The organism is Ideonella oryzae, assembly GCF_024055665.1.
Lineage (GTDB): Bacteria > Pseudomonadota > Gammaproteobacteria > Burkholderiales > Burkholderiaceae_C > Ideonella > Ideonella oryzae.
In genome coordinates this window covers 214,377-236,301 of record NZ_JAMXMC010000004.1, presented here as the reverse complement: position 1 = coordinate 236,301, position 21,925 = coordinate 214,377, and the positions used below count along the sequence as shown (strand labels likewise).

Sequence of the window (21,925 nt, the reverse complement as noted above, 5' to 3'; positions counted from 1 at the left end):
GCAAAGACTGCCCCATGAAACCCATCTGGATCGTCGACGACGATCAATCCATCCGCTTCGTGCTGGAGAAGGCGCTGGCGCGCGAGCAACTGCCGGTGCGCAGCTTCTCTAACCCCCGCGAGGTGCTGGCGGCGCTGGCCGACGACGAACCCCAGGTGCTGGTCAGCGACATCCGCATGCCGGGTGGCTCCGGGCTGGACCTGTTGGGCAAGGTCAAGGAGCAGTTGCCGAACCTGCCGGTCATCATCATGACCGCCTACTCGGACCTGGACAGCGCGGTCTCGGCCTTCCAACGCGGGGCCTTTGAGTACCTGCCCAAGCCCTTCGACCTCACCAAGGCGGTGGAGCTCATCCGGCGTGCGGTGGAGGAGAGCCTGCGCGAGGAGGTCAGCGACGAGCGCAACCTGCCGGTGCCCGAGATCCTCGGCCAGGCTCCGGCCATGCAGGATGTCTTCCGCGCCATCGGCCGCCTCTCGCAGAGCAATGTCACGGTGCTGATCACCGGCGAGTCCGGCTCGGGCAAGGAGCTCGTGGCCCGGGCGCTGCACCGCCACAGCCCGCGCGGCGAGCAGGGCACCAATGGGCCCTTCATCGCCATCAACACCGCGGCCATTCCCAAGGACTTGCTGGAGTCCGAGCTGTTCGGTCACGAGCGGGGTGCCTTCACCGGTGCGCAGACCATGCGTCGCGGCCGCTTCGAGCAGGCCGATGGTGGCACCCTGTTCCTGGACGAAATCGGCGACATGCCCTTCGACCTGCAGACCCGCCTGCTGCGCGTGCTGTCCGATGGTCAGTTCTACCGGGTGGGCGGTCACCAGCCGCTCAAGGCCAATGTGCGGGTCATCGCAGCCACCCACCAGAACCTGGAGCAGCGGGTGCGCGATGGGGTCTTCCGGGAGGACCTGTTCCACCGGTTGAATGTCATCCGCCTGCGTCTGCCCCCGTTGCGCGAGCGGGCCGAGGACGTGCCGGCCCTGGCCCGCTTCTTCCTGCAGAAGAGTGCTAAGGAACTGGGCGTGGAGCCCAAGCGCATCACCGACGAGGCGCTGGAGCGCCTCAAGACCTTCAGCTTCCCGGGCAACGTGCGGCAGTTGGAGAATGTCTGCCACTGGCTGACCGTGATGGCCCCGGCCCAGGTGATCGAGAGCAAGGATCTGCCGCCCGAGATCCTGAGCCAGTCCCCGGCGTCGGACCTTCCGGCCGCGGCGCCAGCGACCTTCATGCCCGTTTCCAGCGGCCTACCGCAAGGCATGCCTGCGCAGGACGCGCCGGTCGCTCAACCGGTGGGTGCCTTGCCCACCGCGGGGCAGACCGCCGTGTCCGAGGGGCTGGGCGGAGATCCGCGCTGGCTCAGTGACCTGGAGATCGAGGCCCGGCGTCTGCTGGAGTCTGGCTCGCCCGAGGTCTGGGACCTGCTCACGCGGCAGTTCGAGGCACGGCTGATCCGCACGGCCCTGCACATCACTCGCGGCCGGCGCATCGAGGCCGCCCAGAAGCTGGGTATCGGCCGCAACACCATCACCCGCAAGATCCAGGAACTGTCCCTGGACGACTGAGTCACCGGCCGCGCGTGCGGCCGGCGCTGTCACGCTGCCTCAGGGCTGGTCGGCGAGCGTGACGATCACCGGCGCGTGGTCGCTCGGGCGCTCGTTCTTGCGCGGCGCCTTGTCGATTTCGCAGGCCGTGACGCGGGGCTTGAGCGCCGGACTGACCAGGATGTGGTCGATGCGCAGGCCCTGGTTCTTACGGAACGCCAGGTTGCGGTAGTCCCACCAGCTCCAGCTCTTCGCGGGCTGCTCGAAGAGGCGGAACGCGTCGCTCAGGCCCAGGCCCAGCAACTGCTGGAAATGCGCACGCTCTTCCGGGGTGCAGTGGATCTGGCCGGCCCAGGCCACCGGGTCGTAGACGTCGCGGTCTTCCGGCGCGATGTTGAAGTCGCCCATCAGCACCAGCTGCGGGTGGCGGTCCAGTTCTTCGCGGACCCAGGCCTGCAGCGCCTCCAGCCACTGCATCTTGTAGGCGAACTTCTCGCTGCCCGGTGCCTGCCCGTTCGGGAAATAGGCGCCGATGACCCGTGTGTCGCCCACCGTCCCCGCGATGACCCGTGCCTGCTCATCGGCCAGGCCAGGGATGTTCTTGGTGATCTCGGTGGCGGCACTGCGCGACAGCAGCGCCACCCCGTTGTAGGTCTTCTGGCCGTGGAAGGCGACCTGGTAGCCCGCGGCCTCGATCTCGGCCTGCGGGAACTTGTCGTCGGTCAGCTTGGTCTCCTGCAGGACCAGGGCGTCCACAGGGTGGGCTGAGAGCCAGTCCAGCAACTGGGGCAGGCGCACGGCCAGGGAGTTCACATTCCAGGTGGCGAATTGCATGTGCGCATGCTATCGAAAACTGCACACCGCGCTGCGAGAAGCGGCATGGGCTTTGCTAAACCTGCCGCTATGCCTGATACAACCCGAAACCCTTTCGCTCGCCTGCTGTCGCGGCTGAGCGTGGGGCGCAAGCTGCTGCTGATCTATCTGCTGGATCTGTGCGCAGTGATCTACGTCACCAGCATCCTGGTCAACGAGAAGTTTCTGTTCATCGACTTCGCCCGCAAGGAGATCGCGGGCAATACCTACATCAGTGCCCTGCGTGACACCCTGATCGACGGGGCCCGACTGGGCGCGGACGCCGCACCCCGCCTGAGCTGGCCACAGCATGTGCAGCGGCTGCGGGCGCAGGAGCAGGAGCATGGGGCCGGCATGGGCAGCGGTGAACTCAACCAGCAGTTGGTGGCGGCGCTGGAGCCTTCGCCCGCGGCATCCGCTGTCATCGGTGAAGGCCGCGCCCTGCTGACCCGCCTGGGCAACCAGTCCAACCTGATCCTTGATCCGGACCTGGACAGCTACTACATGATGTCGCTCATCGTGCTGCGCTTCCCCGAGTTGCTGGAGGCACAGCACCGCATCGCGGCCCATCTGGCCGAGCATCACGATGCTTCGCGGGCCACCCAGTACCTGGTGCTCGAAGGGCAGCTTGACGCCACGCTGCGGGGCATGCAGTCGGACTGGTCAGAGGCCCAGGCCGCGCGCCCCGCGCTCAAAGGCTTGCAAGGCCAACGCGAGGCAGCCCTGGTGGCGCAGATCGAGGGGTTCCGCAACGCGGCCAGGCGCTGGGTCGAGGCGCCGGACGACATCGCGGCACAGGCCATGCTGAAGGCCAGCCAGCAGGCCTTGCTGGAGCAGTTGCGTGACACCTGGCGCGGCGCAGGCGACACGCTGGACATGATGCTTCACGAGCGGGTCTCCGGGCTGTACACCCGCATGTGGCTGCATCTGGGCACGGCGCTGTTCCTGCTCGGCTGCATCCTGGGCATGGTCTACATGGTGGCGCAGCAGATCCGCTTCCCGCTGCGTCGGCTGTCCCAGGTGGTGGACACCGTCGGGCGCACGGGTGACCACAGTCTGCGCGCCGAATGGTCCAGCCAGGACGAGATCGGGCGCCTGGTCACGGGCTTCAACGGCATGCTGGAGGAGCTCGACCGTGCCCGTGAAGAGCAGCAGGAAATGGCTGCCAGCGCCCGGGCGGCACACGCTCAGCAGGCCTTGCTGGAGGCGACACCGATCGCCATCGTGGTGACCGCCATTCCCGGCCACGAGGTGTTGCACGCCAACGCGCCGGCCGAGGCCTGGCTGGCGGGGCGCCGTCGCGATCCCTGGGCCACCAGCCTGGAACCTTCGGTGCGGGCCCGCTTCTTCCAGCAGTTGGCCGACCGCGATGCTGTCGACGAGTTCGAGGTCCGTTGGCATGGTGGCCACGAGACCGCCTGGGCGGTGCTGTCGGCACGGCGTCTGGAGTACCAGGGGCAAGACGCTGTGCTGACCCTGTTCACCCCCATCAACCACCTGAAGCTGATGGAGCGGCGCCTGGAGCTGTGGGCCAAGGTGTACGAGGCCTCGTCCGAAGGCATCTTGATCGCCGACGCCGACCGGCGGGTGCTGTCGGCCAACCAGGCCTTCTACCGCTCCACCGGGCGGGATGTGGGCGAGGTGGTCGGCGCGGCACCCGAGACCTTGTTCCAGGTGCCTTCGACCATGTTGGAGACGATGTGGGAGGTGGTGGCCAAGCGCGGCACCTGGCAGGGCGAGTTGCGCCTGAAGCGCCGCAACGGCAGCGACTTTCCGGCCTGGCTCATGGTCAGTGGCGTGCGCGAGCCCCAGGGCGCCTGGTCCCACTACATCTTCACCTCGATCGACATCAGCGACCGCAAGAAGAGCGAAGAGCGCATCCAGTACCTGGCGCACCACGATGTCCTGACCGGCCTACCCAATCGCACGCTGTGCATCGAGCGGCTGCGCATGGCCCTGCAGCAGGCCCAGCGCACCGGCGGACACGTGGCGCTCCTTTTCGTCGACCTGGACCGTTTCAAGGACATCAACGACACGCTGGGACACCACGTGGGCGATGGCGTGCTGCGGTCGGTGGCGCAGCGCCTGTCGGATGCGGTGCGCGCGGGCGACACCGTGAGCCGCCTCGGGGGGGACGAGTTCATCATCGTGCTCAGTGGCGTGCATGACGCGGACGAGGTGGCGCATGTGGTGGACCAGCGCCTGATCCCGCTGATCCGCGCGCCCCACCAGGTCAACGAGCACGCATTGCATGTTTCCTGCAGCGTGGGCATTGCGATGTACCCCGACGATGCGGATGAACTGGACCTGCTCATGCGCCACGCGGACACGGCCATGTACCAGGCCAAGTCCGAAGGACGGGACAGTGCGCAGTTCTACAGCCAGGAGATGACCGAGCGCGCCCAACAGCGCCTGAGCATGGAGGCGGCGCTGCGCCAGGCCACGGAGGGCGACGGCCTGGCCTTGCACTGGCAGCCGCGGGTGGCTGCCGGCACGGCGGAACTGGTGGGGGTGGAGGGCTTGCTGCGCTGGCACCACGAGGAACTGGGGGCTGTTTCACCCGCTCAGTTCATCCCGGTGGCCGAGGAGTCGGGGCTGATCGTGCCGATCGGGGCCTGGGTCATCGAGGAGGCCTGCCGGCAGATCCAGGCCTGGCAGCGTTCTGGTCAGTTGCCGCGGGAGGTTTCGGTGAACCTGTCCGCCGTGCAGCTGCGGCACCCCGGGCTGCTGGACCATCTGCGGGCCTGCCTGCAGCGCTACGCCGTGCCCCAAGGCGTGCTGGAGCTGGAGTTGACCGAGTCCATGCTGATGGACAGCGTGGAGGCCAACCTGGTGGTGCTGCGCGAGATCCGGGCCCTGGGCGTCGGGCTGGTGATCGATGACTTCGGCACCGGCTATTCCAGCCTCAACTACCTCAACCGCTTCCCCATCGACCGGCTCAAGATCGACCGGTCCTTCGTGCTGGGCATGCTGGAGGACAGCACCCATCTGGCGGTGATCCATGCCGTGATCGGCCTGGGGCACACGCTGGGCCTCACCGTGGTGGCCGAGGGGGTGGAAACCGGGGAGCAGGCTCAGGCACTGACCCTGGCCCGCTGCGACGAGCTGCAGGGCTATCTGTATGGCCGGCCGATGCCGGCCGACGAGCTGGCCCGCTGGATCGGGGCCCGCGGGGCCCTGGCTCCCGCCTGAGCTCTGGCTGAGGTCACAGGTGGAGCAGGGCGGCCACGCCGATGGCGGCGCCCAGGACGCCGCCGCCGATCGTGGCCCATTCCAGCCAGCGGCGCCGCGTCAGCATGGCGATGGCCGCCATGGCGATGGCGACCTGCAGCACGGTGGTGGCCTGGGCCCAGCGGTGGTGGATGTGCAGCTGCTGTTCGGACCGGTCGTCCCAGTCCTTGGATTCCTGCTCCAGTGCCTCGGCCTTGGACTTGATCTCTTCTTTCTCGTTCTTGTAGCGCTGGGCCTGTTGCGTGTAGTCGGCCCGCTTGTCTTCGGGCACCAGCAGGGCGGCCAGTTCGGCCAGGCTCTGCTTGCTGCTCTTGGCCTGGTAGTAATTCCACTGGTCCGAGGCCTCGGTCTTCTTGATCGCGGCCGTGTTCTTGTCCAGCACAGCATTGGCCTGGGCGGCACCGCCCATGTAGGAGAACAGCGCACCCACCGTCGCCAGGATGGCTGTCACCACCGCCAGTTGCCCGGCCATGCCACCGGGGTCGGCATGGGCAGCGTGCTCCAGTTCGTGATCGTGGGGGCCGTGGACGTGGAAGCCGTGGTCGGACATGGTGGCTGTTTCAGGCGCCTGGGCGCCGCTGGTAAGTGACAAAGGCATAGCCCGGACCGTCGGCTGGTGCGGACTGCGCGGGACGGCGGTCGACTTCGGTGAAGGCATCGCGGTCCCAGCGCGGGAAATGTGCATCACCTTCGTAGTCGCGGTCGAGTTCGGTGAGCACGAGCTGGTCGGCGCGTGGCAGAGCCAGGCGGTAGAGCTGTTCGCCGCCGATCACGAAAGCCTGCGGTGATGCCTGAAGGCGCAGCAGGGCCTCGTCCAGGCTGGCAACCACCTCGGCGCCTTCGGCCACACCGCCAGCTTGACGGCTGAGCACGATGTTGCGACGCCCCGGCAGCGGACGAAACCGCGGCGGCAGAGATTCCCAGGTCTTGCGGCCCATGATCACCGGCGCGCCGCGGGTGGTCTCGCGGAAGTGGGCCATGTCCTCGGGGAGGTGCCAGAGCAACTGGTTGTCCCGCCCGATCACGCCGTTGCGGGCCACCGCGGCGATCAGGACCAGCACGGTAGGACGGATCATCGTGGCCCCCTCAGACCGCGACGGGGGCCTTGATCGGCGCATGGTGCTGGTAGTCCAGCACCTCGAAGTCCTCGGGCTCGTAGTCGAAGATCGAGGCCGGGCGCCGCTTGATGTTCAGCACCGGGTAGGGCAGGGGCTCGCGCGCCAACTGGGTTTGCACCTGCTCCAGGTGGTTGTCGTAGATGTGGCAGTCGCCGCCGGTCCAGATGAAGTCGCCCACGTCCAGGTCGCACTGCTGGGCCAGCATGTGGGTCAGCAGCGCGTAGCTGGCGATGTTGAACGGCACACCCAGGAAGATGTCGGCGCTGCGCTGGTAGAGCTGGCAGCTGAGCTTGCGCTTGCCGTTGGGCCCCAGTTCGGGCGAGACGTAGAACTGGAAGAACGCGTGGCAGGGCATCAGGGCCATGCGGTCCAGGTCGGACACATTCCAGGCGCTGACGATGATGCGGCGCGAATCGGGGTTGCTGCGCAGCGTGCGCACCACCTCGCTGATCTGGTCGATGTGGCGGCCGTCCGGTGTGGGCCAGTTGCGCCATTGCACGCCGTAGACCGGACCGAGGTCGCCGTCTTCGCGGGCCCATTCGTCCCAGATCGTGCAGCCGCGCTCCTGCAGCCACTTCACATTGCTGTCGCCACGCAGGAACCACAGCAGCTCGACGATGATGGCCCGCAGGTAGACCTTCTTGGTGGTCACCAGCGGAAGGCCCTCGTTCAGGTCGAAGCGCATCTGGTGGCCGAACACGCTGCGGGTGCCGGTGCCGGTGCGGTCGCCCTTGGCCACGCCATGCTCGTACACATGGCGCATGAAGTCCTCGTACTGGTGGCGGACGGGGCGCGGCGCGCTGGGCGTGGCGGAGGAGGTCATGGCGGCAGATCGGCAGGGCGGCGGGGCACCGCGGAAGCGCAGGATTCTAGGCGCTGCCCTGCCGGTCCGTCGGGGAGCGTTGGGCTCAGCCTTGGGGTTGGGCCTCGCTCAGGAAGATCTCGACGCGGCGGTTGCGGGCCCGTCCGTCCACCGTGGCGTTGTCCGCGATGGGCTGGTGCGAGCCCTTGCCCTCGATCGAGATCCGGGTGGGCGAAACCCCGCGCATCACCAGATAGTCCCGCACGCTGGCGGCTCGGTCGACCGACAAGGGGTCGTTGATGGCGTCACTGCCGGTGCTGTCGGTGTGGCCGATGACCATCACCTTCATACTGCTGTCCAGGCCGGAGGCGAACTTGTCGAGCACCGGATGCAGCGCCGGCCGCAGGGCCGAGCGTCCGACGTCGAAACTGATGTCACTGGGGACGTTCACCTGCAGGCGGTTGTCGGCCGTGCGGCTGACTTCCACGCCCGTGCCCTGGGTGGCCGCTTCCATCTGCTTGCGCTTGTCTTCCATGCGCTTGGACCAGATGTTGCCGGCCACGGCGCCCACGGCACCGCCGATCAGCGCGCCCGTGCCCGCCTTGCCGCCGGTGGCAGAACTGATCACAGCGCCGCCGATCGCGCCGATCGCGGCCCCTGTGGCGGTGCCCTTCTCGCGCGCGCCCATCTCCGCACAGCCACTGAAGGCCAGCGCCACGGCAAGCGCCACCCCTGTGCCTCGCATCAGACGAGGGGAGCGGGGCAGATCCTGGGACATCGTGTTCATGTGTGTTCTCCTTTTCAGCGACGGTTGGACAGACAGGAAACACCCTGGCCGGGGCCAGGGCGGCAAGCACCCGAACCGACCCGGCAATGACCCTCATGTCTCCTGGGGTCAATTTTGATTGCCGCGTCATTCATTGCTTGGGCAAATATCATCCGCCTCATGAATTCGCCTCCCATTCCAGCTGACTTCTACCAGCCCGCGGAGTTCCGGCCGGAGATCAGTGTTGGTTACATGATGCGTCGGGTGCTGGCCAGCATCCTGGCCGATGCGGACCAGGAACTGGCTGCCTGGGACATGACCCACGCCCAGTGGATGCCACTGTTCAAACTCTACAACTGCGGGCAGTCCACGGTGGCCGGGTTGGCCCGCGACCTGCAACTGGACCCCGGGGCCACCACCCGTCTGTTGGACCGCCTGGAGAGCAAGGGCCTGCTGCGCCGCGAGCGCTCGACCAGCGATCGCCGGGTCGTGCACGTGGCACTCACGCCCGAGGGCCAGGCCATTGCCAGCCAGGTGCCCGAGGTGCTCTGCCGGGTGCTCAACCGGCACCTCAGTGGCTTCACCCATGACGAATGGATGCTGTTGCGCGGCTTGCTGGAGCGCATCCTGGCCAACGGCGAAGCCCTCCGTCTTTCCCAGTCGTCCGCCACTGCCGAAGGGCAGGGTGGCGCTTCCTGACATCACCATGAACCGGCTTCAGTCCTTTCCTACCTCCCCGCGGCGCCATGGTGTCGCGCATTCCGGCCGGGTGGCGGCCGCGGCTTTGCTGGCCGTGCTGGCGGGCTGCGCCCTGCCAGGGCCTGAGCAGCCCGGCGCCGCCCTGTTTGGGGCCGAGCGCACCGGTCTGTCCACCCAGGCCGATGCCGCGCCCCTGGCGGGCGACTGGTGGCAGTCCTTCGACGACGCCACCCTGTCCCGGCTGATCGACCAGGCCCTGGCCGCCCATCCGACCCTGGCCCAGGCCCAAGCCCGTGCCGCCCAGGCCCGGGCCATGGCCGACATGGTCCATTCGGCCACCGCACCGCAGGCCAATCTGGCGGCCAACGTCACACGGCAGCGCTTCACCGAGAACAGCATCTACCCGCCGCCCTACGGCGGCGGCGTCTACAACAGTGGGGCCCTGGACGCGGCCCTGAGCTGGTCGCCGGACTTCTTCGGTCGGCTCGATGCCCAGTGGACCGCCCAGATCGACCAGGCCCACGCCGCCGAGGCCGACGCTTCGGCCGCCCGGCTGACGCTGTCAGGCCAGGTCAGCCGGGTGTACCTGCAGCTGGGCCGGCTGGCGGCCCAGAAGCGTGTGGCCGAGCGCACGCTGGCCCAGCGCGAGGAGATGCTGGGCCTGACCCGGCAACGCGTGACCGCTGGCCTGGATACCGCACTGGAGCTGACCCAGAGCGAAGGCGCGCTGCCCGATGCGCGCAGCCAGATCGAGGCCATCGACGAGCAGATCATGCTGGCGCGCCACGCGCTGGCAGCGCTCACCGCGCAGCCCGTCGATGCCCTGGACGGCCTGAGCCCGGCGCTGCCCAGCACGGGCTTGAGCACCGGTGGGCACCGCCTGGGCGCCGACCTGCTCGGACGCCGGCCTGACATCGCGGCCGCACGCTGGCGGGTGGACGCGGCAGGGGCCAATGTCCGCAGCGCCCGCGCCGAGTTCTATCCCGACATCGAGCTCAGCGGCCTGGTGGGCCTGTCCTCGCTGGGGCTGAACAACCTGTTCAAGTCCAGCAGCCGTGAATGGAGCTTCGGCCCGGCCCTGCACCTGCCGCTGTTTGAGGGCGGGCGCCTGACGGCGCAGCTGAGCGGACGCGAGGCCGAGCGCGACGCGGTCGTGGCCCAGTACAACGCCACCGTCCTGACCGCCGTGCGCGAGGCGGCCGATGCCCTGGGCTCCGTCCAGTCGCTCGAGCGCCAGCAGACCGAGCAGTCGGCGGCGCTGGCCAGCGCCGAGAAAGCCTGGCAGATCGCCCGGGACCGCTACCGCGCCGGCCTGACCAACTACCTCGGCGTGCTCAATGCCGAGAGCCAGTGGCTGGCCCAGCAGCGCGCGGCGGTGGACCTGCAGGCCCGCCGGGCCACGGCGGCGGTGGACCTCGCCACGGCCCTGGGCGGTGGATGGCAAGCCGAGCCGGCCCGCGTGGCCGATGGCGCAGCCTCCGCGCGACCCCCTGATCTCGCGGCACCGCCAGGTTGACCGCATTGCATTCGAACGAGCCCGGCTCGCACAACTTTCAAGAGTTCCCGACATGAACGATTCAACGACAAGCAACGCCGCCGCCCGTCGCCGCGGCCTGACCGTGATCGCCGCTGCCGTCGTGGTGGCTGGCGCCGGCTGGGGCATCTACCACTGGATGGTCGGTCGCCATCTGCAAGACACCGACAACGCCTATGTTTCCGGCAACGTGGTGCAGATCACGCCGCTGGTGGGCGGCACGGTGGTGGCCGTGCAGGCCAACGAGACCGATTTCGTGAAGGCGGGTCAGCCGCTGGTCAAGCTCGACACGGCCGATGCACGCGTGGCCCTGGACCAGGCCGAGGCCCAACTGGCCCAGACCGTGCGCGAGACCCGTGGTCTCTATGCCAACACGGCGGCCCTGCAGGCCCAACTGGCGCTGCGCGAGGCAGACCTGTCCCGGGCCCAGGCCGAGCTCAGCCGTGCCAAGGACGACGTGGCCCGCCGCAGCGCGCTGGTCAGCACCGGCGCCGTGGGCAAGGAAGAGTTCCAGCATGCCAGCGTTCAATTGGTGGCTGCGCGCAATGCGGCATCGGCGTCCGAGTCCGCCGTGCAGGCCGCACGCGAGCAGTTGGCCGCCAGCCAGGCCATGGTCGACGGCACCAGCGTGGCCGATCACCCGGCCGTTCAGCGTGCCGCCGCCAAGATGCGGGAAGCCTATCTGGCGCTGCAGCGTGCCACGCTGCTGGCGCCCACCGACGGCCAGGTGGCCAAGCGCAACGTGCAGCTGGGCCAGCGCCTGCAGGCCGGCACGCCGGTGATGACGGTGGTGTCCCTCAATGACCTGTGGGTGGACGCCAACTTCAAGGAGAGCCAGCTCCAGGGCCTGCGCATTGGCCAGCCTGCCGAGCTGGAGGCCGACGTCTACGGCACCAAGGTGGTCTACCACGGCCAGGTGGTCGGCCTGGGCGCAGGCACTGGCGCGGCCTTTGCGTTGCTGCCCGCCCAGAATGCTACGGGCAACTGGATCAAGGTGGTCCAGCGCGTGCCGGTGCGCATCTCGCTGGACGCCAAGGAGCTGGCCGAGCACCCGCTGCGCGTGGGCCTGTCGATGAACGTGACGGTCGACACCGCGGACCAGTCGGGCAAGTTGCTGTCGGACCAGCCGCGCACCCAGCCGGCCTCGGCCACCGATGTCTACAACGCCCAGGACCGGGACGCCGAGGCGCTGGTCAAGCGCCTGATCGCGGCCAACCTGGGCCGGGCGCCGGCCCGCGCGGCCGCCGCAACCACGCCCCAGGCCGCGAACTGAGCGCCCCTTTCTTTCCTGGAGACGGTCTTCCATGAGCCAGGCCCCCTCGGCCGCCAACGAACCGACACCGCTGCACGGCATGCCCTTGCTGCTGGGCACGGTGTCGCTGTCGCTGGCCACCTTCATGAACGTGCTGGATTCGTCCATCGCGAACGTGTCCATTCCCGCCATTGCCGGTGACCTGGGGGTCAGCCCCAACCAGGGCACCTGGGTCATCACCAGCTTCGGCGTGGCCAACGCCATCTCGGTGCCGCTCACCGGCTGGCTGACCCAGCGCTTCGGCGCGGTCAAGCTCTTCACCTGGAGCGTGCTGCTCTTCGTCGTCAGCAGCTGGCTGTGCGGCTTTGCCACCTCACTGGAGATGCTGGTGGGCTTCCGGGTCCTGCAGGGCCTGGTGGCCGGACCGATGATCCCGCTGTCGCAGACCCTGCTGCTGGCCAGCTACCCGCGGGCGAAGGCCGGCATGGCGCTGGCGCTCTGGGGCATGACCACGCTGGTCGCGCCGGTGGTCGGGCCGCTGCTGGGCGGCTGGATCACCGACAACATCTCCTGGCCCTGGATCTTCTACATCAACGTCCCGGTGGGCCTGCTCTCGGCCGCGCTCACCTGGGGCATCTACCGGCACCGTGAGTCGCCCACCCGCAAGCTGCCGATCGACACGGTGGGCCTGTCCCTGCTGGTCATCTGGGTTGGGGCCTTGCAGCTGATGCTGGACAAGGGCAAGGAGCTGGACTGGTTCGCCTCCGGCACCATCGTGACCCTGGCCGTCGTGGCGGTGGTGGCCTTCGCCGTCTTCGTGGTGTGGGAGCTCACCGACGACCACCCGGTGGTGGATCTCAAGCTGTTTGGCGGGCGCAACTTCGCCTTCGGCACGTTGTCCCTGTCGATGGCCTACGGCCTGTTCTTCGGCAATGTGGTGCTGATGCCGCTGTGGCTGCAGCAGTGGATGGGCTACACGGCCACCGACGCCGGCATGGCGCTGGCGCCGGTGGGCGTGCTGGCCATCCTGCTTACACCGATCGTCGGGCGCAAGGTCAGCGTGTGGGACCCACGGGTCATGGCCACCGGGGCCTTCATCGTGTTTTCCATCGTGCTGTGGATGCGCTCGATGTTCACGACCGACACGGACTTCTTCCATATCCTGGTGCCGACGATGCTGCAGGGCGGTGCCATGGCCTTCTTCTTCATTCCGCTGACCACCATCACCCTGGCCGGCCTGAAACCCGAGCGCATTGCAGCCGCGGCCGGTCTGTCCAATTTTGTGCGGATCACCGCCGGGGCCATGGGCACCTCCATCGCCACCACCGTGTGGGAGAACCGCGCCACCCTGCACCATGCTCAGCTGACCGAGAGCCTGCCCGTGGGCTCGCCCGTGCTGGATGCCGCGGCCCATGGGCTGACCCAGGGGGGGCTGCAGTCTGGCCAGGCCTGGGGGGTGATCAACCGGCTCATCGACCAGCAGGCCTTTACCCGCGCCGCCGACGATGTCTTCCTGGTGTCCTCGGCGCTCTTCGTGGTGCTGATCGCCGCCATCTGGATCACCCGGCGGCCGGCGCCCCATGCCGCGGGCGCTGCGGAGGCCGGGGGCGCCCACTGAGCACCCTGGCCGGATGGGCGAAAGTTCACGACCGCCGCCCCTCAAGTCCGGCGACGGTGGCGCCGAAATGTGGTCGAATGTGGCTACATCATCGACAAGGCAACGATGGGCATGAGTGATCGTCAGGGGCATTGGCCCCACCAACTGTCGCTGACGCTGGACCGCCTGGGCTGGCGGTCTGCCCAGGTGTTCCAGGTGGGCATTGCCCTCGTGGTGGGAGCCGTGGTGGCAGCTGTGCTGCTGAGCCTGGACCATGCCTCCTGGGGCAGCGCCCTGCTGGGTGGCTTGGTGGCGGCCGTGCCGGCCCTGCTGACCGGGCATGTGGCCCTGAATCTGGCGCGTGCCCTGGCCCAGTCCGGCGAGCAGCGGGAGTTGCTGTGCGTCGACGACGAGCTGGCTGGGGTGGGCAACCGCCGCCAGTTCCTGCGCCTGGCCGAGCGCGACTGGGCCCGTTGCCGCCGCTACGGTGATGACGGCGCCATGCTGCTGATCGATGCCGATTACCTGCGCCGTATCAACGACACCATGGGTCAGCGCTGCGGTGATGCGGTGCTGCTGGAGGTCACCCGCCGCGTGAGCGCCACGCTGCGCCAGTCCGATGTGCTGGCCCGCTTCGGCGGCGCCGTGCTGGCGGTCTTCCTGCCCCACACCGATCCTCTGGGCGCGCTGGACGCGGCCGAGCGCATTCGCCAGCAGGTGGCGTCCACACCGTTCCGCTGGGACAAGGCCCATCTGGTCGTCACGGTCAGCGTTGGGGTGGCCCATGTGCATGCGGGCCAAATGGCGCTGGAAGGGCTGATCCAGGAGGCCGAGACGGCCTTGCTGGCCGCCAAGGATGCCGGCCGCAACTGCGTGCGCGCGGCGCCCATCCAGCCGCGGCAGAGCGATCCGTCCCGGTCGGTGGCACCGGGCTGATCAACAGGCTGATGAACGAAGACGGCGCCCTCGGGCGCCGTCTTCACGTTCGGCCGGACAGGTTCGTCCGGGCGATCTGGTCGGTCAGTTCGGTACGCGGTAGTTGGCCGAGCTGACCAGATCGATGCCGCAGTTCAGATCCCGCACCCAGGCGATGAATTCCTGGATAGCCGGGCCCGCCATGGGCGCACCGTGCTGCGGGACCAGCATCGAGATCTCCAGCGTGCTGACCATGTCGGCCCACAGCCGCAGCACCTTGTTGGACACCATGTAACGGCGATGGAAGGCTTCCATCGAAGGCAGCAGGGTGGCCAGCGAGGTCACAGGCTTCTTGGCGATCTCACCGCCCACCAGGGACACGCCCAAGTCACCCGAGAACAGGATCTTGCTGACCGGGTCATAGAACTGGAAGTTGCCCTCGGCGTGCATGAAGTGAGCCGGCAGGGCGATCAGGTCATGGCGGCCGATCCTGATGCGCATGCCCGGGTCGGGAATGCCCACCACGCGGCCCGCCGTCTTGCCAGGCTTGCAGAAATGGGGAATGAAGCGTTCCCAAACCTTGGACACATAGATCTTGGCCTGCGTGGCCGAAGTGGTCCAGCGGTCCAGCGAGGCGATGATGTCCGGATCCGCGTGCGAGGCGATGATGGCCTCCAGCTTCTGCGGCGTGAAGTGCCGGGTCATCGTCAGGTAGAGCTCGCTGTAGGCGAGGTTGCCACCCGGATCGATGATTGCGCCCGTCCCATCGTCGATGATCAGGAACTGGTTCGACTGCACCGCTTCGCCGGCGTGCTCGTCGGCCAGATCGGTGAACATCAGGCACTCGTGGCCGTTCTGATTGAAGAGGGTGACAGGCATGGCGCATCCTAGGGACGCAGCCTGTTGCACAACTTGACCTAGATTAAGTGTGGAGCGGGCTGCCCAGACGTTCAGCCAAACACTTTGTCACTTCCTGTGTGGCACGCGGCTGATCCGCCGCAATGGCGACGCGTTGCATGCTGCGCAGCCAGGTGATCTGGCGTTTGGCCAGCTGCCGCGTTGCGGCCACGCCGGTGTCCAGCACCCGGGCGTTCAGGCGGGGGCCCTCCAGTCCGGCGTCCAGGGCCTCCCAGACCTGGCGGTAGCCGACGCAGCGCATGGCGGGCAACTGCAGGTGCAGGTCCGCACGCGCGCGCAATGTGCGAACCTCCTCCACCAGCCCGGCCTGCAACATCTGCGCAAAGCGTTCGGCGATGCGGGCGTGCAGCCAGGCCCGGTTGTCGGGCTCCAGCGAGAGCAGCAGATGGTCCGAGGGTAACTCGGCGGCGGCACTGTCCCGGGTGTGGAAGCTGGACAGCGGCTGGCCCGTCACCCGCCAGACCTCCAAGGCCCGCTGAATGCGCTGGGCATCCTGCGGGGCCAGCCGGGTGGCGGTGGCGGGGTCCACCTGTGCGAGCTCGGCATGCAGGGCCGGCCAGCCCTTTTCGGCCGCTTCCGCGTCCAGGGTGGCCCGCACGGCGGGGTCGGCTGGCGGCAGGGCGTCCAGGCCGCCGATCAGGGCCTTGAAGTACAGCATGGTGCCGCCCACCAGCAGGGGCAGTCGGCCCCGACTTCGGATCTCCCCGATCAGGCGCTCGGCATCGGCCACGAACTGGGCGGCCGAGTAGCTCTCGGCCGGGTCGAGGATGTCGATCAGGTGATGGGGCACCTGGGCCTGCTCCGCCAGGCTTGGCTTGGCGGTGCCGATGTCCATGCCCCGGTAGACCAGGGCCGAATCGACGCTGATGATCTCCACCGGCCAGCGCTCGGCCAGGGCCAGGGCCGCGGCTGTCTTGCCGGAGGCGGTGGGGCCGGCCAGGCCCACCCAGCGCAGGCCGCTGGACTCAGAAGCGCTCATCGTCGCGCAGGTAGCGCCACTGGCCCAGGGGCAGCTTGCCCAGCACCACGCTGCCGATGCGCACCCGCTTGAGGCCCACCACCTTCAGGCCCACCAGCTCGCACATGCGGCGGATCTGGCGCTTGCGGCCTTCACGCAGCACGAAGCGCAATTGGTCCTCGTTGGCCCAGCTCACCTTGGCGGGGCGCAGCTGCACACCGTCCAGTTCCAGGCCATGGTTCAGGCGCTTCAGATCTTCTTCGGGCAACTGGCCGGGCCGGGTGTACTCCACCCGCACCAGGTACTCCTTCTCGACCTCGGAGTCGTTGCCGATCAGGTGCTTGGCGATGCGGCCGTCCTGGGTCAGCACCAGCAGGCCGGTGGAGTCGATGTCGAGCCGGCCCGCCGGGGCCAGGCCGCGGGCGTGGCCGGGGTGGAACTCCTTGCGCGAAGGGTCTTCGGTCCAGCGGTTGCCCGGGGTGACCAGCACGCTGGCGGGCTCGTAACCGTCCTCGGCCTGGCCGGACACGTAGCCGATCGGCTTGTGCAGCAGCAAGGTCACCCGTCGGGCCTGCTGCTGCCGCGCGGCCGGGTCGACCTCGATGACGACGTCCGGCATCACGCGCTGGCCCAGTGTGGCCATCTGGCCATTGACCTTGACCCAGCCGGCATCGATCCAGTCATCGGCTTCCCTGCGCGAGGCCAGACCCCGTTCGGTCATCACCTTGGACAGGCGCACGCCCGCGTCGTCAGGGGCCACGCGGGCGGGGGCCGGCGTGTGGGGGCGCGGCGCCTCGGGGACCTCGCGGCGCGGGTGCGCCGCTGCCACCGCGCCCGTCTTTGGCTGGACGCGTCCGGTGCGGGTGGGGCCATCCTCCTGGCGGGGGCGGCTGGATGCCATGGATTGGGCGTCGCGCTCGGGGCGTGCCGGTCGGGCAGGGCGTGCGTCGGCCGAGGGGGCCGCGCGACGGTCCCGTCTGTCTGCCGGCGCCGGACCTCCCCAGGGCTTGGCATCGCGGGTTGCGGGCCGGTCCGGGCGCTCACGCGCGTCCCCGCGGGCCTCACGAAAGTCTCGGGTGTCACGGGCATCACGGGGGGGGCGGCCCTCCCAGGTGTCTCGGGCCTCCCGGGCCGGGGGGCGCTGCGGCTCGGCGTAGCTGACCTTGACGCCAGCGTGGGCCGGTGCCGGTGCGGCTGTGGTATCGCGTTGCGCGGCGGCGCGGCGGGGAGGGCGTTGGATGTTGCGGTCGGAGCGCATGGGCGTCTTTCGAGTCGGAGGCCGGTGGGGGTCAGCGGCCGCGCAGGAACAGGGCATCCAGTTCCTTCATGGTCAGCTGCCGCCAGGTCGGGCGACCGTGGTTGCATTGTTCGGAACGCTCGGTGGCTTCCATCTGCCGCAGCAGGGCGTTCATCTCTTCCAGGGTCAGGCGCCGGTTGGCCCGCACCGCGCCGTGGCAGGCCATGGTGGCCAGCAGCTCGTCGCGGGCCCGCTCGATCAGGTGGCCTGCGTCGGCCTCGGCCAGTTCGGCCAGTTCGTGCAGCACCGAACGCGCCAGGTCCACCGGGTCTGCGTCGGCCAGGGCCGCCGGGCGCGAGCGCACGGCCAGCGTTGTGGGGCCCAGGGGGCTCAGGTCCAGGCCCAGGGCATGCAGATCGGCCTGGCGGGCTTCGGCGGTGGCGATCTCCAGCCCGGTGGCGGCAAAGCTGGCCGGGATCAGCATGGGCTGCGCGGCGATGCCGGTGGCACGGGCTTCGGCCTTGAGTCGTTCGTAGACGATGCGCTCGTGGGCGGCGTGCATGTCCACCACCACCAGACCGTGGGCATTTTCGGCCAGCACGTAGACGCCGGCCAGCTGGGCCAGGGCCCGGCCCAGTGGCCAGTCGCCATTGAGCACGGCCGCGCGGTCCATTGGCGGGTCGCCGCGGTCTGCAGGCGCCGTGGAGGCAAAGGGGGCCGACGGCGTCGCCGGGGCGGACACGGACCAAGGCGTGCGTGGCTCTTCACGGGCGTAGAGCAGCGAGAGATCGGCCAGGCTCAGCCGCTGCTGCTGGGCGGCGAACGGCAGGCCGGAGACCGTGTCGGATGGCTGCGGGGCGGGGGCATCCCAGCCCTGGGAAGGTGGGAGGGGCGCGCCATCCACGGCCGGAGCGATGGCCGCGGTCTGCGGCACCACAGGCAGGGCCGCGCCGGCCGGCAGGGCCAGCGTGCGCTCCACCGCCCGGCGCACCGTGCTGTAGACCTCGCCCGATTCGCGGAAGCGCACCTCGATCTTGGTGGGGTGCACGTTCACATCCACCCGTGTGGGCTCGATGTCGATGAACAGCACGTAGGCCGGCTGGCGCTGGCCGTGCAGCACATCTTCGTAGGCGCTGCGCAGCGCATGCTGGATCAGCTTGTCGCGCACATAGCGGCCGTTGACGTAGACGTACTGGTGGTCGCTGCGGTTGCGGGCGGCCTCCGGCAGGCCGGCCCGGCCCAGGATGCGCATCGGCCCGGCCTGGAGTTCCACCGCCCGGCTCTGGTCCACGAAGTCGGCGCCCAGCACGTCGGCCATGCGCTGCTCGTGGGTGGCGCGGCGCCACTGCGCCACCAGCTTGCCTTCGTGCCAGATGGCAAAGCCCACGTCAGGGCGGGCCAGGGCGTGGCGGCGCACCGCCTCCACCGCGTGCGACAGCTCGGTGGCCTCGGACTTCAGGAACTTGCGCCGCGCCGGCGTGCTGAAGAACAGCTCGCGCACCTCGATGCTGGTGCCCTGGCCGCGGGCGGCCGGCTGCAGCTCGCCGCTGCGGGCGTCCAGCCGGCGGGCCTGGGCCGCATCGACCGGGCGACTGACGATGGCGGTCTCGGACACCGAGGCGATGGCGGCCAGCGCCTCGCCACGGAAGCCCATGGTGGTCACGCCTTCGAGTTCGGCCAGCGAACCGATCTTGCTGGTGGCGTGGCGCTTGAGGGCCAGCGGCAGTTCCTCGGGCGGAATGCCGCAACCGTCATCCTCCACCACGATGGCCCGGATGCCGCCGGCCACCAGCCGCACGGTCACCTGGTCCGCGCCGGCATCCAGCGCGTTGTCCACCAGCTCGCGCACCACCGACGCCGGGCGCTCCACCACCTCGCCCGCGGCGATCTGGCTCACCAGCTCGTCGGGCAGTTCTCGGATGGGGCGGCGGGTGGCGTCCAGCGAGCCGTTCGCGGGGGAATTCATCCCCGGATTGTAGAGAGGCCGGGTGGTGCGCGCCGATAATGCCGCGCCATGGACCTGCTGCCGACCCTGTTCGATTTCATCCTGCATGTGGACCGCTACCTGGCCGAGTTCGTGGCCCAGTACGGCCCCTGGGTCTACGCCCTGATGTTCCTGATCGTCTTCGTCGAGACGGGACTGGTGGTGATGCCCCTGTTGCCGGGCGATTCGCTGCTCTTCGTCGTGGGGGCCTTGGCCGGCGCCGGGCTGATGAACCTGCCGCTGAGCCTGGCCGTGCTGCTGGTGGCCGCGGTGCTGGGTGACCAGCTGAACTACAGCATCGGCCGGCGGCTGGGGCCGCGGGTGTTCCAGTGGGAGAACTCGCGCTTCTTCAACAAGGCGGCCTTTGCGCAGGCCCATGCCTTTTACGAGCGCTACGGCGGCATCACCATCGTGCTGGCCCGCTTCATGCCGTTCATCCGCACCTTCGCGCCTTTCGTGGCCGGCGTGGCGGCCATGTCGCGCGCCCGCTTCACGGCCTACAACCTGGCCGGCGGCACGCTGTGGGTGGTGGGCGTGCTGATGGCCGGTTACTGGTTCGGCAACATCGGCTGGGTCAAGGGCAACCTCGAGAAGATCATCTGGGCCCTGATCCTGGTGCCCAGCGCGCTGGCCATCGCCGGCGCCTGGCGCGCCCGCCGCAAAGGGGCCGTGGCCTGATATGGACGGGGCGTGGCCGCGCCCGCAGCAGGGCGAGGCCTTCGCCCTGCTGGACGATGCGCTGGACCTGGCGACCGGCGCCTGCCGGCTGCTGACCGGGCTGACGGCCATCCACGAGAGCCAGGGGCGGGAGGATCTCGCCGCTTGCTGGCAGGCCGTGGACGCCGACCTGCGCGCCGGCCTGTGGGCGGTGGTGCTGGCCGACTATGAATGGGGCGTGGCGCTGCAGGGTCTCACTTCGCGCCCACGGGCTACAGACCCTGGGCGGCTGCGGGTCCTGATGTTCCGTCGCTGCGACCGCCTGGATGCCGCGCAGGTGCCGGCCTGGCTGGCGGCCACAGCGGGCTCGGACACGCCTGCGCCCGCAGGCACGCTGGGCCTGCAGCCCGACGTGGACGATGCCGCCTACGACGCCGCCATCGCCGCCATCCACGAGGCCATCCGGCGCGGCGAGACCTACCAAGTCAACCACACCTTCCGCCTGAACGGCCAGGCCTTTGGCTCGCCCCTGGATCTGTACCGCCGCCTGCGCGAACGCCAGCCAGTGGCCTATGGCGCGCTGCTGGCCTTGCCCGGGGATCGCTGGGTGCTGTCCTGCTCGCCCGAGCTTTTCCTGAAGGTCGAGGGCCGGCAAGTGACGGCCCGGCCGATGAAGGGCACGTCCGCGCGTGCGCCCGACCCGGCCGAGGATGCGCAGCGGGCCCAGACCCTCCAGCAGGACGTGAAGAACCGGGCCGAGAACCTGATGATCGTGGACCTGCTGCGCAACGACCTGGGGCGGCTGGCCGAGACAGGTTCGGTGCGGGTGCCGGCCCTGTTCGAGGTGGAGGGCTACCGGACCGTCTGGCAGATGACCTCGACCATCGAGGCCCGCATGCGCCCGGAGGTGGACTGGCCGGCCCTGTGGCGGGCCACCTTTCCCTGCGGGTCCATCACCGGCGCGCCCAAGCACCGCACGATGCAGCTGATCCAGGTCCTGGAGACCGCGCCGCGCGGCCTCTACTGCGGGGCCATCGGCTGGGCCGAACCCGGGGACGGCCTGGGACGGGCCGTGCTGTCGGTCGCCATCCGCACCCTGACGCTGGGTCCGCCGCAGGCGGACACCCGGCCGCTCACGCTGGGCGTGGGCGCCGGCATCGTGCTGGACAGCCGGGCCCGCCCCGAGCGGGCGGAGTGCCTGCTCAAGGGCCGCTTCCTGTCGGCGCTGGACCCGGGCCTGGGCCTGTTCGAAACGATGCGGGCGGAGGCGGGCCGGGTGCTGTTGTGGCCGGCCCATCTGCAGCGACTGAGTGCCAGTGTGGCGGCCCTGGGCTTTGGGCTGGACCGGGCCGAGGCCGGGCGGCTGCTGGAGGAGGCCCTGGCCGGCCCCCTGCGCCAGGGGCTGCACCGGGTCCGGCTGGACTGGTCCGCGCAGGGCGGGCTGTCCCTGCGGCACGCACCGCTGATCGAGCTGCCTGACGGGCCGTTGCGTCTGGCCTGGGGTGAGGCCACCGTGCCGCGGGGCCGGCAGTTGGCCCGCCACAAGACCACCGCGCGGGCCCTCTACGACCAGTTGGTGGCGCAGGCCGAGGCGCAGGGGGCCTTCGATGCGCTGCTGTTCAGCGACGACGGCTGGCTGCTGGAAGGCGGCCGCAGCAATGTGCTACTGCGCCTGCCGGAGGGCTGGGTGACCCCGCCGGTGTCCGATGGCGTGCTGCCCGGCGTCATGCGGTCGCAGCTGCTTGCCGACCCCAGCTGGGCCCTGCGGGAGCGCTCGGTGCACCGAGAGGAACTGCACCGCGTCTTGGAATGGCGGGTCTGCAATGCCTTGCGGGGCGTGCTGGACGCGCAGCCTCTGCCCGGGGCCTGA

Annotated in this window: 18 protein-coding genes; 9 read left to right on the top strand and 9 right to left on the bottom strand. The window is 69.4% G+C overall.

Going from position 1 to position 21,925, the window contains the following annotated elements; all coding sequences use genetic code 11:
* The first annotated feature begins 14 nt into the window (after window positions 1-14).
* Entirely contained in the window at window positions 15-1,556 is a 1,542-nt protein-coding gene (gene ntrC, locus M0L44_RS07975) for a nitrogen regulation protein NR(I) (protein ID WP_252769107.1), read from the top strand.
* A gap of 39 nt (window positions 1,557-1,595) precedes the next feature.
* On the opposite strand, the gene xth is transcribed toward ntrC, so the two are convergent.
* On the bottom strand, window positions 1,596-2,369 hold the full coding sequence (gene xth, locus M0L44_RS07970; RefSeq protein ID WP_252769106.1) for an exodeoxyribonuclease III: 774 nt from the start codon (window positions 2,367-2,369) through the stop codon (window positions 1,596-1,598).
* 69 nt (window positions 2,370-2,438) lie between these two features.
* Here xth and M0L44_RS07965 point away from each other — a divergent pair, with 69 nt between their 5' ends.
* Window positions 2,439-5,579: a bifunctional diguanylate cyclase/phosphodiesterase gene (locus tag M0L44_RS07965; protein WP_252769105.1), complete on the top strand. Its 3,141-nt coding sequence runs from the start codon at window positions 2,439-2,441 to the stop codon at window positions 5,577-5,579.
* A 13-nt stretch (window positions 5,580-5,592) separates the two neighbouring features.
* On the opposite strand, the gene M0L44_RS07960 is transcribed toward M0L44_RS07965, so the two are convergent.
* The 4 genes from M0L44_RS07960 to M0L44_RS07945 all read right to left on the bottom strand — a co-directional run bounded on the left by M0L44_RS07960 (window position 5,593) and on the right by M0L44_RS07945 (window position 8,316).
* Window positions 5,593-6,168: a DUF4337 domain-containing protein gene (locus M0L44_RS07960; protein WP_252769104.1), complete on the bottom strand. Its 576-nt coding sequence runs from the start codon at window positions 6,166-6,168 to the stop codon at window positions 5,593-5,595.
* Window positions 6,169-6,178: 10 nt separating this feature from the next.
* A complete protein-coding gene (locus tag M0L44_RS07955; RefSeq protein ID WP_256490161.1) occupies window positions 6,179-6,694 on the bottom strand; it encodes a dihydrofolate reductase in 516 nt (171 codons plus the stop codon).
* Between the two features lie 10 nt (window positions 6,695-6,704).
* Entirely contained in the window at window positions 6,705-7,559 is an 855-nt protein-coding gene (locus M0L44_RS07950) for a thymidylate synthase (RefSeq protein WP_252769103.1), read from the bottom strand.
* Between the two features lie 85 nt (window positions 7,560-7,644).
* Window positions 7,645-8,316 (bottom strand): YiaD family glycine zipper/OmpA-like lipoprotein, encoded by a 672-nt coding sequence (locus M0L44_RS07945; RefSeq protein ID WP_435526398.1) that lies wholly within the window; start codon window positions 8,314-8,316, stop codon window positions 7,645-7,647.
* Window positions 8,317-8,484: 168 nt separating this feature from the next.
* Here M0L44_RS07945 and M0L44_RS07940 point away from each other — a divergent pair, with 168 nt between their 5' ends.
* The 5 genes from M0L44_RS07940 (at window position 8,485) to M0L44_RS07920 (ending at window position 14,322) form a co-directional block, all read left to right on the top strand.
* On the top strand, window positions 8,485-9,003 hold the full coding sequence (locus M0L44_RS07940) for a MarR family winged helix-turn-helix transcriptional regulator (RefSeq protein WP_252769101.1): 519 nt from the start codon (window positions 8,485-8,487) through the stop codon (window positions 9,001-9,003).
* A gap of 7 nt (window positions 9,004-9,010) precedes the next feature.
* Window positions 9,011-10,519 carry an efflux transporter outer membrane subunit gene (locus M0L44_RS07935; RefSeq protein WP_252769100.1) on the top strand — a complete coding sequence of 503 codons (1,509 nt, stop codon included), beginning with the start codon at window positions 9,011-9,013 and terminating at the stop codon, window positions 10,517-10,519.
* A 52-nt stretch (window positions 10,520-10,571) separates the two neighbouring features.
* Window positions 10,572-11,810 carry an HlyD family secretion protein gene (locus tag M0L44_RS07930; RefSeq protein ID WP_252769099.1) on the top strand — a complete coding sequence of 413 codons (1,239 nt, stop codon included), beginning with the start codon at window positions 10,572-10,574 and terminating at the stop codon, window positions 11,808-11,810.
* Between the two features lie 31 nt (window positions 11,811-11,841).
* Entirely contained in the window at window positions 11,842-13,407 is a 1,566-nt protein-coding gene (locus M0L44_RS07925) for a DHA2 family efflux MFS transporter permease subunit (RefSeq protein ID WP_290429043.1), read from the top strand.
* A 111-nt stretch (window positions 13,408-13,518) separates the two neighbouring features.
* Window positions 13,519-14,322 (top strand): GGDEF domain-containing protein, encoded by an 804-nt coding sequence (locus M0L44_RS07920; protein ID WP_252769098.1) that lies wholly within the window; start codon window positions 13,519-13,521, stop codon window positions 14,320-14,322.
* 84 nt (window positions 14,323-14,406) lie between these two features.
* On the opposite strand, the gene M0L44_RS07915 is transcribed toward M0L44_RS07920, so the two are convergent.
* The 4 genes from M0L44_RS07915 to mutL form a co-directional block, all read right to left on the bottom strand.
* Window positions 14,407-15,180 carry an oxygen-binding di-iron domain-containing protein gene (locus tag M0L44_RS07915; protein WP_252769097.1) on the bottom strand — a complete coding sequence of 258 codons (774 nt, stop codon included), beginning with the start codon at window positions 15,178-15,180 and terminating at the stop codon, window positions 14,407-14,409.
* A 43-nt stretch (window positions 15,181-15,223) separates the two neighbouring features.
* Window positions 15,224-16,198 carry a tRNA (adenosine(37)-N6)-dimethylallyltransferase MiaA gene (gene miaA, locus M0L44_RS07910; RefSeq protein ID WP_252769096.1) on the bottom strand — a complete coding sequence of 325 codons (975 nt, stop codon included), beginning with the start codon at window positions 16,196-16,198 and terminating at the stop codon, window positions 15,224-15,226.
* Complete coding sequence (locus M0L44_RS07905; RefSeq protein WP_435526396.1) at window positions 16,185-17,078, bottom strand: pseudouridine synthase; 894 nt, start codon at window positions 17,076-17,078, stop codon at window positions 16,185-16,187. Before M0L44_RS07905 ends, miaA begins: the two co-directional genes overlap by 14 nt.
* 388 nt (window positions 17,079-17,466) lie before the next feature.
* Window positions 17,467-19,380: a DNA mismatch repair endonuclease MutL gene (gene mutL, locus M0L44_RS07900; protein ID WP_252769095.1), complete on the bottom strand. Its 1,914-nt coding sequence runs from the start codon at window positions 19,378-19,380 to the stop codon at window positions 17,467-17,469.
* Between the two features lie 48 nt (window positions 19,381-19,428).
* On the opposite strand from mutL, the gene M0L44_RS07895 reads away from it, so the two are divergent.
* Together M0L44_RS07895 and pabB are read left to right on the top strand one after the other, a co-directional pair.
* Window positions 19,429-20,076, top strand: a complete 648-nt coding sequence (locus M0L44_RS07895) for a DedA family protein (RefSeq protein ID WP_252769094.1) — start codon at window positions 19,429-19,431, stop codon at window positions 20,074-20,076.
* Window position 20,077: 1 nt separating this feature from the next.
* The gene (gene pabB, locus M0L44_RS07890) at window positions 20,078-21,925 is read left to right on the top strand and encodes an aminodeoxychorismate synthase component I (protein ID WP_252769093.1); all 1,848 of its coding nucleotides are present in this window, start codon (window positions 20,078-20,080) and stop codon (window positions 21,923-21,925) included.

Excerpts from the sequence above, each read along its gene's own strand:
- ntrC (WP_252769107.1), top strand. The coding sequence starts at position 15 with ATGAAACCCATCTGGATCGTCGACGACGATCAATCCATCCGCTTCGTG.
- xth (WP_252769106.1), bottom strand. The coding sequence starts at position 2,369 with ATGCAATTCGCCACCTGGAATGTGAACTCCCTGGCCGTGCGCCTGCCC.
- M0L44_RS07965 (WP_252769105.1), top strand. The coding sequence starts at position 2,439 with ATGCCTGATACAACCCGAAACCCTTTCGCTCGCCTGCTGTCGCGGCTG.
- M0L44_RS07960 (WP_252769104.1), bottom strand. The coding sequence starts at position 6,168 with ATGTCCGACCACGGCTTCCACGTCCACGGCCCCCACGATCACGAACTG.
- M0L44_RS07955 (WP_256490161.1), bottom strand. The coding sequence starts at position 6,694 with ATGATCCGTCCTACCGTGCTGGTCCTGATCGCCGCGGTGGCCCGCAAC.
- M0L44_RS07950 (WP_252769103.1), bottom strand. The coding sequence starts at position 7,559 with ATGACCTCCTCCGCCACGCCCAGCGCGCCGCGCCCCGTCCGCCACCAG.
- M0L44_RS07945 (WP_435526398.1), bottom strand. The coding sequence starts at position 8,316 with ATGTCCCAGGATCTGCCCCGCTCCCCTCGTCTGATGCGAGGCACAGGG.
- M0L44_RS07940 (WP_252769101.1), top strand. The coding sequence starts at position 8,485 with ATGAATTCGCCTCCCATTCCAGCTGACTTCTACCAGCCCGCGGAGTTC.
- M0L44_RS07935 (WP_252769100.1), top strand. The coding sequence starts at position 9,011 with ATGAACCGGCTTCAGTCCTTTCCTACCTCCCCGCGGCGCCATGGTGTC.
- M0L44_RS07930 (WP_252769099.1), top strand. The coding sequence starts at position 10,572 with ATGAACGATTCAACGACAAGCAACGCCGCCGCCCGTCGCCGCGGCCTG.
- M0L44_RS07925 (WP_290429043.1), top strand. The coding sequence starts at position 11,842 with ATGAGCCAGGCCCCCTCGGCCGCCAACGAACCGACACCGCTGCACGGC.
- M0L44_RS07920 (WP_252769098.1), top strand. The coding sequence starts at position 13,519 with ATGAGTGATCGTCAGGGGCATTGGCCCCACCAACTGTCGCTGACGCTG.
- M0L44_RS07915 (WP_252769097.1), bottom strand. The coding sequence starts at position 15,180 with ATGCCTGTCACCCTCTTCAATCAGAACGGCCACGAGTGCCTGATGTTC.
- miaA (WP_252769096.1), bottom strand. The coding sequence starts at position 16,198 with ATGAGCGCTTCTGAGTCCAGCGGCCTGCGCTGGGTGGGCCTGGCCGGC.
- M0L44_RS07905 (WP_435526396.1), bottom strand. The coding sequence starts at position 17,078 with ATGGCATCCAGCCGCCCCCGCCAGGAGGATGGCCCCACCCGCACCGGA.
- mutL (WP_252769095.1), bottom strand. The coding sequence starts at position 19,380 with ATGAATTCCCCCGCGAACGGCTCGCTGGACGCCACCCGCCGCCCCATC.
- M0L44_RS07895 (WP_252769094.1), top strand. The coding sequence starts at position 19,429 with ATGGACCTGCTGCCGACCCTGTTCGATTTCATCCTGCATGTGGACCGC.
- pabB (WP_252769093.1), top strand. The coding sequence starts at position 20,078 with ATGGACGGGGCGTGGCCGCGCCCGCAGCAGGGCGAGGCCTTCGCCCTG.